15 protein-coding genes are annotated in these 14,230 nt (G+C 65.3%); 9 read left to right on the forward strand and 6 right to left on the reverse strand.

The features are described 5' to 3' along the window. The first annotated feature begins 64 nt into the window (after positions 1-64). From NO366_RS10255 to NO366_RS10265, 3 genes are all read left to right on the forward strand, one after another. The gene (locus NO366_RS10255; protein WP_256530698.1) at positions 65-469 is read left to right on the forward strand and encodes a nuclear transport factor 2 family protein; all 405 of its coding nucleotides are present in this window, start codon (positions 65-67) and stop codon (positions 467-469) included. A gap of 267 nt (positions 470-736) precedes the next feature. Continuing rightward, the gene (locus NO366_RS10260; RefSeq protein ID WP_256530699.1) at positions 737-1,255 is read left to right on the forward strand and encodes a CinA family protein; all 519 of its coding nucleotides are present in this window, start codon (positions 737-739) and stop codon (positions 1,253-1,255) included. Positions 1,256-1,454: 199 nt separating this feature from the next. Beyond that, a complete protein-coding gene (locus NO366_RS10265) occupies positions 1,455-1,961 on the forward strand; it encodes a metal-dependent hydrolase (RefSeq protein WP_256530700.1) in 507 nt (168 codons plus the stop codon). A gap of 24 nt (positions 1,962-1,985) precedes the next feature. Here the strand turns inward: NO366_RS10265 and NO366_RS10270 are convergent, their stop codons facing one another. Further along, the gene (locus NO366_RS10270) at positions 1,986-2,933 is read right to left on the reverse strand and encodes a cell division protein CdpA domain-containing protein (RefSeq protein WP_256530701.1); all 948 of its coding nucleotides are present in this window, start codon (positions 2,931-2,933) and stop codon (positions 1,986-1,988) included. A gap of 254 nt (positions 2,934-3,187) precedes the next feature. On the opposite strand from NO366_RS10270, the gene NO366_RS10275 reads away from it, so the two are divergent. From NO366_RS10275 to NO366_RS10285, 3 genes are all read left to right on the forward strand, one after another. Continuing rightward, positions 3,188-3,466: a DUF5789 family protein gene (locus NO366_RS10275; RefSeq protein ID WP_256530702.1), complete on the forward strand. Its 279-nt coding sequence runs from the start codon at positions 3,188-3,190 to the stop codon at positions 3,464-3,466. Between the two features lie 6 nt (positions 3,467-3,472). After that, complete coding sequence (locus NO366_RS10280) at positions 3,473-4,171, forward strand: CPBP family glutamic-type intramembrane protease (protein ID WP_256530703.1); 699 nt, start codon at positions 3,473-3,475, stop codon at positions 4,169-4,171. A gap of 276 nt (positions 4,172-4,447) precedes the next feature. After that, positions 4,448-5,515 (forward strand): AI-2E family transporter, encoded by a 1,068-nt coding sequence (locus tag NO366_RS10285; protein WP_256530704.1) that lies wholly within the window; start codon positions 4,448-4,450, stop codon positions 5,513-5,515. Between the two features lie 34 nt (positions 5,516-5,549). Here NO366_RS10285 and NO366_RS10290 read toward each other — a convergent pair whose 3' ends face one another. The 3 genes from NO366_RS10290 to NO366_RS10300 all read right to left on the reverse strand — a co-directional run bounded on the left by NO366_RS10290 (position 5,550) and on the right by NO366_RS10300 (position 8,293). Beyond that, on the reverse strand, positions 5,550-5,765 hold the full coding sequence (locus tag NO366_RS10290) for a hypothetical protein (protein WP_256530705.1): 216 nt from the start codon (positions 5,763-5,765) through the stop codon (positions 5,550-5,552). A 78-nt stretch (positions 5,766-5,843) separates the two neighbouring features. Further along, positions 5,844-7,190 carry a DNA repair protein NreA gene (gene nreA / locus NO366_RS10295; protein ID WP_256530706.1) on the reverse strand — a complete coding sequence of 449 codons (1,347 nt, stop codon included), beginning with the start codon at positions 7,188-7,190 and terminating at the stop codon, positions 5,844-5,846. Between the two features lie 140 nt (positions 7,191-7,330). Then, on the reverse strand, positions 7,331-8,293 hold the full coding sequence (locus NO366_RS10300) for a transcription initiation factor IIB (RefSeq protein ID WP_256530707.1): 963 nt from the start codon (positions 8,291-8,293) through the stop codon (positions 7,331-7,333). Between the two features lie 160 nt (positions 8,294-8,453). Here NO366_RS10300 and rnhA point away from each other — a divergent pair, with 160 nt between their 5' ends. Further along, complete coding sequence (gene rnhA, locus NO366_RS10305; RefSeq protein ID WP_256530708.1) at positions 8,454-9,047, forward strand: ribonuclease HI; 594 nt, start codon at positions 8,454-8,456, stop codon at positions 9,045-9,047. 156 nt (positions 9,048-9,203) lie between these two features. Further along, positions 9,204-9,908, forward strand: coding sequence for a DUF7108 domain-containing protein (locus NO366_RS10310; protein ID WP_256530709.1), 705 nt, complete (start codon positions 9,204-9,206; stop codon positions 9,906-9,908). 154 nt (positions 9,909-10,062) lie between these two features. Here the strand turns inward: NO366_RS10310 and NO366_RS10315 are convergent, their stop codons facing one another. Next, positions 10,063-10,422 (reverse strand): PadR family transcriptional regulator, encoded by a 360-nt coding sequence (locus NO366_RS10315; protein ID WP_256530710.1) that lies wholly within the window; start codon positions 10,420-10,422, stop codon positions 10,063-10,065. Between the two features lie 181 nt (positions 10,423-10,603). On the opposite strand from NO366_RS10315, the gene NO366_RS10320 reads away from it, so the two are divergent. Next, positions 10,604-11,137, forward strand: a complete 534-nt coding sequence (locus NO366_RS10320) for an inorganic diphosphatase (RefSeq protein ID WP_256530711.1) — start codon at positions 10,604-10,606, stop codon at positions 11,135-11,137. A gap of 274 nt (positions 11,138-11,411) precedes the next feature. Here the strand turns inward: NO366_RS10320 and NO366_RS10325 are convergent, their stop codons facing one another. Further along, a complete protein-coding gene (locus tag NO366_RS10325) occupies positions 11,412-14,222 on the reverse strand; it encodes a PAS domain S-box protein (RefSeq protein WP_256530712.1) in 2,811 nt (936 codons plus the stop codon). Positions 14,223-14,230 lie beyond the last annotated feature (8 nt).

Here is a 14,230-nt window from a genome sequence, read left to right on the forward strand (position 1 = left end):
CGGTGGGGTCGTGGTTCTTTCGTCCCGAGGTACGCTGAAGGTGCTCGGTCGTGTCGGGTGAGATATGACCGACCCGACAGTCACGGTAGATCGAGTTGTGCCCGACGGCGGAGAACGCGTCGAACCCCGAAAGACGCTCCGTCGGTACTACGACCGCGTCGACGCGAACGACGTCGACGGACTCCTGTCACTGTTCGCGGCCGACATCCGGTACGAGCGCCCTGGCCAGGGCGTCATCGAGGGGAGAGACGAACTGCGAACGTTCTACGAACGGGACCGGCCGCTCGAAGATGGGTCTCACGAGATCTACGAAATCCTCGTCGATGGGTCCTCGGCATCCGTACGCGGAACGTTCTCGGGACGACTGGACGGTGATCCCGTCTCGTTCGGGTTCGCGGATCACCACAGGTTCGACGCCGACGGGTTGATCACAGCCCGATACACGTTTACGGACCGGGACTCGGTGTAATCTCCGGGTAGATCGTCTCACGTGGCCGACTGGCCTGTACGCAACCGCGTCCGACCAGCTGGTCATCCATCGAGCCCGGCCGTCTGGCCACCCGCCGAACCCGGCCATCTGGTCCTCCACCGAGCCCGGCCGTCTGGCCACCCGCCGAACCCGGCCATCTGGTCCTCCACCGAGCCCGGCCGTCTGGTCCTCCACCGCGTCCGTCCAGGTGATCCTCCACCGCGTCCGACCGGCGGTTTGACGACGGGGCGGCCCGTTCACACGCCCATGTTCGACGACATCGATCGCGACCTGCCGATGCGAGTCGCCGACGAACTCCGCGAGGCGGAGGAGACCCTCGCCGTCGCCGAGTCGTGCACCGGCGGGCTCGTGGGCGCGACGCTGACGGCGATTCCCGGCGCGAGCGACTTCTTCGAGGTCGGACTGACGACGTACGCCTACGGCGCGAAGCGCCAGCACCTGGGGGTCACCCGCGAGGCGCTGGACGAACACGGGGCGGTCTCCGAACCGGTCGCCAGGGAGATGGCGAGCGGCGTGCGAGACGTCTGCGACGTAACGTGGGGCCTCTCGATCACCGGCGTCGCGGGTCCAACCGGCGGAACCGAGGACGCACCCGTCGGAACGGTGTTCGTCGGCGTCGCCTACGCCGGCCCGTGGGGAACCGAGACGTCGTTCGTCGAGGTCGAACGCGAGCGGTTCGACGGCGACCGTGCCGCGGTCCGGGCGGCGACCGTCGATCGTGCGCTCGAATTGCTCGTCGAGACGAGTGATCGGGTCGATCGCTAATCGGAAACCGACCCGGAAATCCAGGTGTCCGGTACGGACGGGGCACACACTTTCGAAACTGTCGCTACGAGGTACCGTCCCGTTCGATCGACCCGCGCCGGACGCGTTCAATCACGATCTCTGAAAAAAGCGGCCTATCGGTTTCCGAAAAAAGCCGGACGGAAAGGTATTCACCCGTCGCGGTGATTCCTCCTGATGCATGAACAAACGGGATCACGTCATGAACGCGATCCTCGTCGGGATCGGACTCGGTGCGCTGGTGGACCCGAGCGGTGGCGAGTCGACCGCACAGGCGATGCTCATGATCGGCGTCCCGGTCCTCCTCGGCGCACTCGTCCCCGACATCGACACCGTGATGGGTGATCACCGAAAGACCTTCCACAACTTGCCGGTGCTCGTCGGCTTCGTCGCCTTCCCGCACGCGTTCGGCAACCTCCAGTACGTCTGGATCGGGATCGTCACCCACTACGTGCTGGATGTCGCCGGGAACACCCGGGGCATCGCTGTCTTCTATCCCCTGCTGAACCGGGAGTACGGCCTCCCGATCGGCGTCCCGGCGAACAGCCACGCCGCAGACGTCGTGACGCTACTGATAACCGGAGCAGAGCTCGCACTGGCGATGGCGATTCTCTACGGCCTCGAGAACGGCTGGTTTCAGACGATTCCGACGGCGATCGACGCGGTTCGACCGGTCCTCGGGCTGTGACCTGCTTTCGGACGAAGCGACCTCTCACCGGTTGGCCGTCCACTGCTCGCAGGGGTCCATGTCGTCCATCCGCTCGCCGTGGTGGGTGCAGTACGGTACCATTCCACTCGACCCGCGACGGTATTCGAAGTGCCGACAGTTACCACAGTAGTGGTCGGCCGGTTCGGCGGGGGTCGTTCGATCGACGCGGCCGGTGTCGTCGAGCGGTGACGTGATGTCCGTGCTCTCGACACCGCCGTCGCTGGTCGGCGTTGGCCGGCCGGTCGCCGAACCGCTTGCACGGCCGCTCGCAGAGCGGGTGGCCGTCGAGGCGACGGACGACGCGGCGTCCGAGACGGCCGACGAGATCCGATCGGTTCCGTTTCGGGACCCGTCCGACTGTGCGTTCGTCTGGGTTTCGACGTCCCCGTCCGGTGTCGCGCCGAGGAACCCGACACCGCTCACCCCGCCGGTGTCCCGTTCGACCTCGACGACTTTCGTCCGACCCTGACGGGTGACGTTCATCTCGAGGGCGCCACCCGGGTCGTTTCGCATCTTGAAGTTCACCACGACGACGAAGAGACACAGGATAGCGCTGAAGAGGCCGACGAGGTAGACGAGGGAGACGAAGAACGTGAGATCCTGGCCGTGTCCGGCCCAGTGCTTCGGGTAGGCGTGGCGAAAGAGCACGACGCCGACCAGACAGATGGTCGCGCTGATCGCGGCGGCCACCTGCGCGAGCAGGCTCGCGGGGAGGACGGTGAAGACGCCGACGAGGACGACGGGGACGGCGAGCCCGCCGAGCGTCCCGGCGACTTCCCGAGAGGGGAGCGTCCCGCTCGCGACGAACGAGAGGTGGTCGGTGGTGGCGACGAGGATGGCCAGGACGGCCAGGACCCCGCCCGCGAGAACGAGTCCCGTTCCGGTGTAGAGCCGTCGCGTGCTCGTCACCTCCCGTTTGTTTCCGTTGTACGCCTCCGTGAGACTAGTCATGTCCGGGCAAAGGGCAGCGAGACCCAAAACAGTACGTCAGACGCCCGTCGGACGCCGCCATCGCCGATCTCTCGACGCCGGTCTGGTCTGATCTGAGTGAGACGACCGGATCCGGTCACCGGCACAGTTCCGACTTCGTCTCCGGTGCGTGGGTTATCGCGGCGTCACACGGATCGCGCGAACCGCTCGTCCACAGCCAGGGCGGATACCGTCAGAAGCGAAACCTTGAATCGATCGCTGTGAGAAGTGTGCGTATGGGCGACGACGAGGACGACAATCCGATCGAACTCGGCGAGCACACACCGGTCGACGGCGCGCCACTAGCGCGCGTGAGTTCACGGTTGCACTGGCCGATCGAGGCGAGCGAGATCGACCGCCGAGAAGGCGAAACCGTCGTCAGGACACCCGACGGACCCGTCAAACTGGAGGATCTGCTCTCGACGATCGACGTCACGTACTTCGACTCTCGCCAGACGTTCGAACGCCACGTCCGGGACGCGATGGGTGGCGGGCCCGTTCGGACGGCCGAGTAATCCACCGTGGCCACCGACGAACAGGGCGATCCGATTCGATCGGCCGTCGAACGGCTCTCGCCGTTTACCTGGGTCCAGACCTCCATATTCGCCGGCGCCGTGTTCACTCTCTGCTGGATGGTGTTCGTTCCGGCCGAGATAGACGGTCGCGTCGTCGTCGACGGGACGTTCCTCCTCGGCGGTCCGCTCGCGCTCGGTCTCGCCCACGGCGAGCGAATCGGCTGGCGCGTCAACCGCCCCGCCCTCCGGAACACCGTCTTGCTCGCGCTGTTCGTCCTGCCGTTTTACCTCGTCGGATCCACGTTCCCGACCATCAGGGACTTTTACCCGCTGTGGGAGACGTCGGCCGATCCGGCTGCGTTCGTCCCTCACGCGTTCAAACTCTTCTTCCTCGCACTGGCGGCGGAGACGTACTACCGCGGACTGCTCTGCGTGGGCGTTCGCTCCATCGGTATGAAGGCCGTTCTCATCAGTCCGGTCGTCTACATGTTTCACCACGCAGGGAAACCGCCGATCGAGTTCCTCCTCTCCGGTCCGACCGACGTTCTCTTCGGCACGGTCGACTACACGTCGAACTCGATTCTCCCATCGGTCGTCGCTCACGGGGCCGGGCTCGTCCTCCTCGACTGGCTCGTCCTCCACGATCCACTCTTCGACCCGGGGCCGCTGCTCTCGGTGCTGGAGGTCGTACCGATTCCGCTCTGACCTGTCCGTACCGACGCCGCTCGCGACACTCCGTCGGTCGTGATACCCGAATGCAGTCGGACGACGGGGTGTGGCGCGACAGAATAGTAACCGATCCAACTAAATACTGGTTGTTCCAAGTCTCGTGTATCGAAAATAGACCGCCAGTTCCCCGAGTCGGGGGTCTGTAGACGGTACGGTGTACCGCGGGCCCGGTAGACACGCGGTGTAATGCGGGCCCGCGAGAACGGCGGCGTGAAGGTGAAGCCTTATATGAATTTGCCGACAGTGCGACCTATGGACGTTCGGACCGGTTTCTTTGCCCTCCTGATTCTCGGGCTCGGCGTCGTCGGATACCTCCTCGTCGAGCCGTTCCTCCAGTACGTACTCGGCGCCGGGTTGCTCGCGTTCATGCTGCGCCCGGTCCACCTGCGACTCGCAGCCAGCGTCGGCCCGCGAATTTCGGCGGCTCTGTTGACCCTGCTCGTGTTACTCGTGGCGATCGTCCCGCTCATCGTCCTCTCGGTTATCGTCCTGGCGACGGCCGCGGAGTTCGTCGATCAACTCGAACGGGGTGACGTCGAGACGGTCCAGGAGTCCCTCCGATCCCTCTTCGTCGACCGGTTCGGGGTGTCCACCGAACGGATGGAACAGGTCGAAGGGGCACTCGAGAGCGGGATCGAAGACGCCGCGTACACGGCCTCCGAGACCGTCCTCTCCGAGTTCGTCTCGATCATCAACACCACCATCCACACCAGTTTCGGGTTCATGACGCTTCTGTTCTTGCTGTACTACTTCCTGCTCGACGGCGAGCGCTTTCTCGACTGGGTACGCCACGTCGCGCCACTGCACGACGCCGTCCAGGACGAACTGCTCTCCGAGATCGCGTCCGTCACGTGGGCGGTCATCTTCAGCCACCTGCTGGTGGCGATCGTCGTCGGCGTCCTCGGCGGTGTCGGCTTCGCCGTCGCCGGCCTCCCGAACGTGGCCTTCTGGACCGTCGTGATGATCGTCGTCACGATCCTGCCGGTCATCGGCGTCTGGCTCGTGTGGGGACCGGCCGTCGTCTACCTGCTTTCGGTCGGTGCGGTCGTCCCAGCGCTCGTCTTGCTGGTGTACGGTCTCGCGATCCTCTCGCTCATCGACAACTATCTCCGGGCCATCTTCGTCGATCAGGGATCCGGGTTGCACCCGGCGGTCGTCCTCGTCGGCGTCCTCGGCGGCATCTACCTGCTCGGCATCCTGGGGCTCTTCCTCGGGCCCGTCCTGCTCGCGGTGTTCAAGGTGAGCCTCGCCGTCTTCAGCGAAAACTGGCACCAACTCGGACCCGAGGAGCCACAGGCGACGCCACAGCGTGCGGAGTGACCACGGCCTCAGAGTGCGGTTCCCCGATCGGTCGCTACGCGTCGTCAGAACCGTCGTCGTCACGTTCGTCGGCTCTGGCCGCCTGCCTCTCGCCGGTTGCGGGACGGTCGGGCTCGGAACCGTCTGCGGCCAATCGTTCGAGTTCTCGTTCGGCGCCGTCACGAACGTACGCGGCGCTCCCCGTCACGACGGCGACGACGAGGACCGGGACGCCGACCAGGAGCGCGAGGAGCAAGACGAGTTCGAGCACGATCGCTCGAACGCAGGCGGTCCGTAAAGTCCGTTCGCCTCCACGGCAGTCGCGATGAACGACGGTTCCCGGCGCCGATCACCGCCGGTTCGCGAACGCGGCGAGGTTCGACTGGAGGCCGGCGGCGAGTTCGGACTTCCGCCGGAGTCGCTCGAGCGAGACGGGGAGTTGCTCTGCGACGGTCGCGACAGCGTCGTGGAACGTCTCGGCGGTCCCGTACTCACCGGCGAGCGAGTCGCGCTCGCGATCGCGTGCGCCCCCGGGAACCCCCTCGAAGGCGTTGCGAACACTCTCTCTGACCTGCCAGACGCCGACCGGCGCCCAGTACTCGTCGGAGACCTCGCGGAGGACGAGACACTTCGCCTGCCGACCGATCGACTCCAGGTGTTCGAGTACACCGAGTCGGGAAGCGTAGTAGGCACCCGCGGTCTCCTCGACGTAGCTCGATCGGCCCTCGTAGCCCTCACTCGCGCTGCCCATCCAGATGTTCCCCGACGGTGCAGGGTTCCAGACGCTGCCGGGGGCTTTCATCTCGACGAGTTCGAACTCCCAGGTGCCTGGTGCCAGGATCACCCAGTAGCGGTTGCCGACGTACTCGTTCATCCAGACCTGGACCTCATCGATGCTCGGCCGGTTACGGATGCGCCCCCGAAGGTACTCGCCGACGGCGTCGTCGACGGCCGTGATCGACCAGCGAGTGGGAACGAGCCGGCGATTCTCGGCCTCGCCGAGGGCACCGGCCGAGAGGATCGAGTTGATCTCGTAGACGTCGAACCCGCGGCGGTAGAGGTAATTCATCGCGCCCTGTGCCTGCCAGTCGTCGTCCTCCAGGGTCTTCTCGACCTGCTTCGGCACGTGTGGGTTCTCGCGGAGTTCGGCGTCGCGCGCGGTCGCCCGCGGTCCCCTGGGTGTGGCGACGTCCGTCCCCACGTCGAGGTTCAGATCGGGTTTGCCGTCCAGGCCGATCTCCAGATCGACCGGACGGTCCGCGATGGCGACCTCGCGCTGGACGCCGACGAAGCCGTCCCAGACGTCGTGGACCGACGGGGCGAGCCGCGAGGCGATGCTTGGGGCGTCGACGTTGGCCCGCTTGCTCGAGTTCAACAGACCGGTGCGCCGCTGGAGGACGTCGTCGATGCCGTACCCCTGCTGGTACCACTGCCCGTCGGTGACGTACTCTTCGGCGTGATCTTCGTCGCCTACGGGCGAGAGCAGCCCCACCGGGATGTCGGGGTAGTTCGATCGCCCGACGAAGATGGAGGGCGCGCTCGATCCGACGAGGGAGTCACCGCTGATGACGTCGTCGAAGCGGCGCTCGACGTCCGAGAGGTGGTCCGTGATCGCGTAGGACTTCTCTTTCGCGAGGCGCCGACGCTCGGCCTCCTCGTCGGGTTCCAGGTCCTCGATATACTCGTCGAGGCGCATTCGATATCGGCTACGCGCCGGGTGGTGTTGAATGTTGAGTCCGCCCGCCGGGGTATCGGCGGCGCTGGGTCGATACGACGGAATCGAACAGTCCATCCGGTGGACGGTACCGTGAGAAGAAGCGCAAGACGCGTCGGGATCTAGCCGTGGATGCCCATCGCTTCGATCTGTTCCTGGTAGCGGTTCCGAATCGTCACTTCGGTCACCTGCGCGACGTCGGCGACCTCGCGCTGGGTCTTCTTCTCGTTACAGAGCAGCGAGGCGGCGTAGATGGCCGCGGCGGCGTAGCCGGTTGGCGACTTGCCCGAGAGGAGTCCCTCCTCGGCGGTCTTCTCGATGATCTCGTTGGCCTTGGTCTGGACCTCTTCGGAGAGTTCGAGTTCGGAGCAAAAGCGGGGAACGTACTTCTTGGGGTCGACGGGTCGCATCTCGAGGCCGAGTTCCTGGGAGATGTAGCGATAGGTTCGCCCGATCTCCTTGCGTTCGACCCGGGATACTTCAGAAATCTCCTCGAGACTACGCGGAATGCCTTCCTTCCGGCAGGCCGCGTAGAGTGCCGACGTCGCGACGCCCTCGATGGACCGCCCGCGGATGAGGTCTTCTTTCAGTGCGCGTCGATAGATGACCGACGCGACCTCCCGGACCGATCGCGGGACGCCGAGCGCGGAGGCCATCCGGTCGATCTCGGAGAGGGCGAACTGCAGGTTGCGTTCGCCGGCGTCTTTCGTCCGGATGCGCTCTTGCCACTTTCGCAGCCGATGCATCTGACTGCGCTTCTTCGAGGAGATCGAGCGCCCGTAGGCGTCCTTGTCCTTCCAGTCGATGGTCGTCGTCAGCCCCTTGTCGTGCATCGTCTGGGTCGTCGGCGCGCCGACGCGGGACTTCTCCTGGCGTTCCTGGTGGTTGAACGCGCGCCACTCCGGGCCCGGGTCGATCTTCTCCTCCTCGACGACGAGCCCACAATCTTCACAGATGAGCTCCCCCCGATCAGAATCTTTCACGAGATTGTCGGACTCACACTCCGGGCAGGTCCGAATCCCCTCTTGTTCGTCGTCCTCGACCGTCTCACGCGTGCGCTCCCGCTGGCGGGTGGACCGTGTCATCGCACTTTTATAGTAGCATCTTCCAGGTATATAAGACTTTGGCGGGTGCGAGTACCTGATCGGCTCCTCCCCCAGGAATCGGCAGGGAGAGCGGTGGTTTGAGTAGATTTTTCGGACGAAACCAGAAAAGTTTTACCGTGAATACCGTTCCCTCCGACAGATGCCGACCATCGAATGCGACGTCGACGGTGCGCGCGAGCGACTCGAATCCGCGGGCGTGTCGATCGAGGCGGGCAACACCGATCACGAACGCTGGCGGGCGAGTCGCGGCGAGGCGACGGCCGTCGCCTACGACGGCAAGGTCGTGATTCAGGGAGCGAACCCGCGCGACATCGAGGCGATCCTCCGCGAGTCCGGCGGTCGGGTCCACCTCTACTGGGACGGCGGGTCACGCGGCAACCCCGGACCGGCGGGGATCGGTTGGGTTCTCGTCACCGGCGACGGGATCGTCGCGGAGGGGAGCGACACCATCGGCGAGGCGACCAACAACCAGGCCGAGTACGAGGCCCTGATCGCGGCCCTCGAGGCCGCCCGCGAGTACGGTTTCGACGAGGTCCACTGCCGCGGCGACTCCGAACTGATCGTCAAACAGGTCACCGGCGCGTACGATACGAACGATCCGGTACTCAGAGAGAAACGCGTGACGGTCGTCGAGCACCTCTCGTCGTTCGACGAGTGGACCATCGAGCACGTTCCGCGCGAGGCCAACGAGCACGCGGACGACCTCGCGAACGAGGCTCTCGATCGCGCCTGACGCGCCGTCGCCCGTGGACTCCAGCAGGGCCACTGTCAGCACCCGTGTCGATCGACGGTCGTAGTTGCTCACCGGACTCGATCGAGCGCTCGTTCCGACTACCCCCTCGGCCGGCGCGACCGACAGGCCAAAAACGCCCTCGGGACTAGCCGTGGTATGGACGACTCCCCCGCGGACGATTCCGGCTCTGGCGGCGCTCCCGACGACGGCGAACGGTCGCGTGGCGGTGACCGCTCACCCCGGGACGCCGCCGACGCGCCCCTTCCTGACGACGTCGTCGCGGAAGCCGAACGACTCACTCGCCTGGCCCGGAACGCGACGGACCCGGACGAGCGTGCGGCCTACATCCAGCGGCGCGACGAGATCGTCGCCGAGTACGACTACGCCGCGCGTGTGAGAGAGGCGGACGACACGCTGGTCTGTCACCCCGAACACTGGCTGGAGGACGGCGTCGTCCGCACGGAGCGCATCGACGACCTCTCGACGGCCGTCGAACGGTCGCTCTCTGGGCCCGGGGACCCCGACGACTGGGCGGCCCTCGACGCGGACAACCGCGACCTGGTCGAGCGCGTGCGCTCCGAAGCCGGAGACGTCCACGCGGCGAACGCGTCGGCGTTCGCGGATTTCATGGGCAACCACTGCGCCAAACCGATGACGGCGGCGACGGCGGACGAGATCGAACAGTTCCTCGGCGAGTACTACGTCCGCAACGCCTGGCCGGACCCCGACGCCAGAGCTGTCGTCGTCGACTCGATCGAGATCACATTCGCGGTTGCCGGCGTCGAACCGCCGGCGTTCACACCACCCGACATGGACGACTCGCCGGGTCGGAGCGCCGGCAGGTCCGAACGAGGCACGTGATCCAGGGGAGACGGGAGTACCTCGCCTACACGCACCGGCGAATCGTAGTCCGTGCGCAGAGTCCGCGCGCGGAACGGAACCCGTACGCGGCGGCGGTATCGAGTCGCCGTTGCTCGGCGGTGACGGCGGAAAAACCGGTAGTGGTCGGTTTTCGTCAGTAGCTGCCGTCGACGATCGATTCGATCTCGCTCGCGCGCTCGTCGTTCGTTACGACCTTCGAGAGCGTCCACTCGAGCTGGTCGATGACGGCGTCGTAGCCCTCGTCGGTGAGTTCGTACTGGTTCGTTCGCTTGTCCAGTTCGCTCTTCTCGATCAGGTCCAGGTCGACGAGCTCGTCGAGGTTGGGGTAGAGTCGTCCGTGATTGACCTCGGTGCCGTAGTAGTCTTCCAGCTCCCGCTTGATCGCCAGCCCGTACATGGGCTCGGTCGACAGGATCGTCAGGATGTTGTTCTGGAAGGCGGTCAGGTCGCGTGCTTTGCGTGTGTCGTCGGTAACTGATTGTGCCTCTGACATAGGTGGTGTAATGTCACCGATCTATTTAACACTTGCTTACCGTTGAGTGTTTGAACCGGCGACGGTGTGGCAACCGTGCGAGTCACCTCCGCCGTGTCGGCGCTCGTCGACGGCCACCGTCTCTGTCCACTGGGGCGCGATTACGAAAGTACTTTTTGATCCACACGAGACCTCCCCATGTATGCCTAATCTCTGGGAAGAGCTAGAGACCGGACCGAACCCGCCAGAAACCATCTACGCCGTCGTCGAGTGCCTCAAAGGCGAGCGTAACAAGTACGAGTACGACAAGGACGTCCCCGGCGTCGTCCTGGACCGCGTGCTCCACTCGAACGTTCACTACCCCTCGGATTACGGCTTCATCCCGCAGAGCTACTACGACGACGAGGATCCGTTCGACGTCCTCGTCCTCGTCGAGGACGCGACCTTCCCCGGCTGCGTCATCGAGGCGCGTCCGGTCGCGCTGATGAAGATGGACGACGATGGCGAGCAGGACGACAAGGTGATCGCCGTCCCCACCGAGGATCCTCGATTCGACCACATCGAGGATCTCGACGACATCCCGACGCAGCGCCGCGACGAGATCGACGAGTTCTTCTCGACGTACAAGAACTTAGAGGAAGGAAAGGAAGTCGAGACGCTCGGCTGGGAGGACCGACAGGCCGCCTACGACGCCATCGAACACGCCCAGGACCTCTACGACGAACACTTCGGCTGATCGCTGTCGTCTCTCGAACTCGCGCTTTCGTCCGCGTTCCTCCGCTGTCGTCGAGTGCGACGATACGGACGATCGGCGGTCGCAACCGCCGTCACCTCGCCTTCGATAGGTGTGCCGATCGCCGACCATCGTCGCCTCGCCAGGGCTCTCCAGCGATCCGGATCCATGCGCACTCTGGACTCTCCCGCACTCTGAAACTCTCTCTCTCTCTCTCTCTCTCTCTCTCTCTCTCTCTCTCTTGCGCTCTGGTATCCGATCACGCGACGGTCCGCGATCACCGATCCGTCTCCGGGACCTCCGGTCGCGCGTCGTTCGCGTCGGTCCGTGGCAGACGAAGTTCGACGATCGTCCCGCGTGGATCGTTCTCTTCGAACCGGAGTTCGCCGCCCGACTGTGTTACTACCCAGTCGACGAGCCAGAGGCCGAGCCCGCTCGCGTGACGCAGTTGCGTAATCTCGCGTTCTTCTTCCAGTAACTGCCGCTCTTCGTCGGGGATTCCCGGCCCGTCGTCAGCGATGGCGATCGAGAGCGTCTCGGGATCGTCCGCGACGGGCCGCATCGTGACGCCGATCGTCGGCTCGTCTCGATCTGTGTGCTGGACGGCGTTCTCTAAGACGTTGTAGACTGCGTCGACGAGAAGATCGTCCGCTCGAACGGGTGCGGCTTCCGGAAGCGACCGCTCCACGGTCACGGGTGAGTGGTGCTGGGTGAGACGGGCGATCGCGCGTTCGACGGCGTTCGCAGCGTCGATCGGCCCCGTTGCGACGGTGTCTCGGTCGAGGGTTCGCTCGACCGCTCGCGTCTTCTCCGCGAGGCCGATGAGTTCGTCCGTCCGTTCGCGGATGGCCCGTGCGTAGCGCTCGGCGTCGTCCCCGGTCGCCTTCGTCGCGAGTCGCTCGGCGCTCCCCTCGATGATGTTCATCCCGTTGCGGAGGTCGTGTCTGAGGACGCGATTGAGCACTTCGACGCGTTTCTGTCGCTGCTTTTGGTCGGTTACGTCCGTGTAGAGACCGAACGCGTACTCTCCGTCGCCGTCGACCTCGTACGGGACGACTCTGAGCATGAAGTCTCTGAGTCCGTCCGTCGTCTGGCGTTTCACCTCTGTCTCTACCACTTCGCCGGCTTCGCTCCGACTGTTGATCTCTCTGGCCCGTTCGCGCCGGTCCGGCGACGCGATGTACGCGTCGATTGGGTCGCCTTCGAGAGTCGCCACGTCGTACCCGAAGGTCTCCTCGAACGCAGTGTTCGCCTCCTCGACGATGAACTCTCCGTCGACGTGCCGTCCGGTCACGACGGCGTCCGGGACGTTCTCGAAGAGGACGGCGAAGCGGTCCCGCTCGGCCACGAGTTGTTCTTCGTACGCGAGTCGATCCAGCGCGTCGACCGCGTGGCTTATGAGTAACTCCGCGAGCTCTTCGTCGCGCTCGTCGAACGCGGCCGTATCGGTCGAGATGGCCTGGAAGACGCCGTATTCGCCTACAGGGACACTCAGCCCCGACCGGTAGGCGTCGTCCTGCGGATTCGCCTCCGGCGCGGTCGAGACGTCGTCGACCCGATAGGTCTCGCCGTTTCGGTACGCGCGACCACCGAGTCCGGTGTCCATGGATCGACGCATCTGTAGCTGTGACGTATCGACGCCCTCCGAGAGGACGCGAATCTCCAGGTGGTCGCCGACGGCCTCGCTCACCACGCAGACATCGAACTGGAGGACGCCCTCGGCCGCGTCGACCGTCTCTTCGAAGATCGCCGTCTTCGTCTCGCAGGCCTCCAGGCGACCGACGACCTCGTGTAAGGTCGTCACCTTCCGCTGGTGGTCTAAGAGTTCGCGCTTCATCGCCGTTCGATCGCTGACGTCGTGGACGATCCCGACCGCTCCGATGGCCTGGTCGACGCGTTCGAGTGTCGTCGACGTCACCTCGCACGGGACCTCGTTACCGCCTGCCGTTCGAAGCGCTCGTTCGGCCGTTCGAACAGTCTCCGCCGACCGGACGCACTCACGTGAGCCATCCGTTCGGCGGTCGTCGACTGGCGCGGGTCCCGCTCCGGCTTCGTTCGTACCCAATCTCCCGTCCGTCGTGGCGTCGGGGAACAACGTCGAGACGTGTGAACCGAGGAGTGTCTCGCGGTCGTAGCCGCACATCGCTTCGAGTCGGTCGTTTACCGTGTTGAATCGGCCGTCCGCGTCGAGTGCGTAGACGCCGTCGCCGACCGTTTCGACGATCGTTTTCGCCCGGAGGCGCGCTCGGTCGTGCTCGACGCGCTCGATCGCGACCGACGCCGTCGCGCCGAGAACGTCGACCAGGTGGTACTCCGCTTCACCCAGGCGCGCCTCCTCGCGCGAGGCGACCGTCAACAGGCCGTCGTCGGCGATCGGTCTGACGATCACGTCGCGAATCTCGACTCCCAGGTCGTACGGGACGATGTCTCGTCCGACGTCGGAGAGGTGGCGCGCCTCGCCTCGCTCGAACGCCTCCCAGAGGACGCCGTCGTCCGTACCGAGACGCGTTCCCTCGATGGTCGATTCGATCGGCTCGGTCGCGGCTTCGAGAACGAGTTCGTTCGCGTCCGCGTCCAGGTAGCGAAATCCGGCGCGGGCGTCGTCGATCACGGCCGTCACGGACTCGATCGCGATGGAGGCGATCTCCGCCTTCGAGGTGGCGCGCATCAACCGATGCGTCGTCGTCTGGAGGACGTCGAGTGCGTCCGAACGCGTACCCTCGTGACGGTTCTCACGTTCGACCAGATCCAGCAGGCGTGCTTCGAGCGTTTCCGTCCCGTCCGACGCGGGGACGTAGCCGTCGGCGCCCGCGGCGACGACGTCGCCAGCCAGTTGCTCGCTTCCCGACTCCGCGTAGACGAGAACGGGGAGCGTCGGTGCACGCCCTGCGAGCAGACGACAGGTCGACACGAGGGTCTCGGACTCGAACCCGGGACCGACGACGACGCAGTCGGCACTCGCGCAGTGACCTCGTCGTGTCGGCGGGTTCGTCACGCGTTCGACAGTCAGCCCCTCGTCCCCCTCGTCGAACCGGAGCGAAGATTCCGCCGCCGGTGCCGCGTGGATGACGGATATATCCCCTGTCATTCGAGTCC

Source organism: Halovivax cerinus (assembly GCF_024498195.1).
Classification (GTDB): Archaea; Halobacteriota; Halobacteria; order Halobacteriales; family Natrialbaceae; genus Halovivax; species Halovivax cerinus.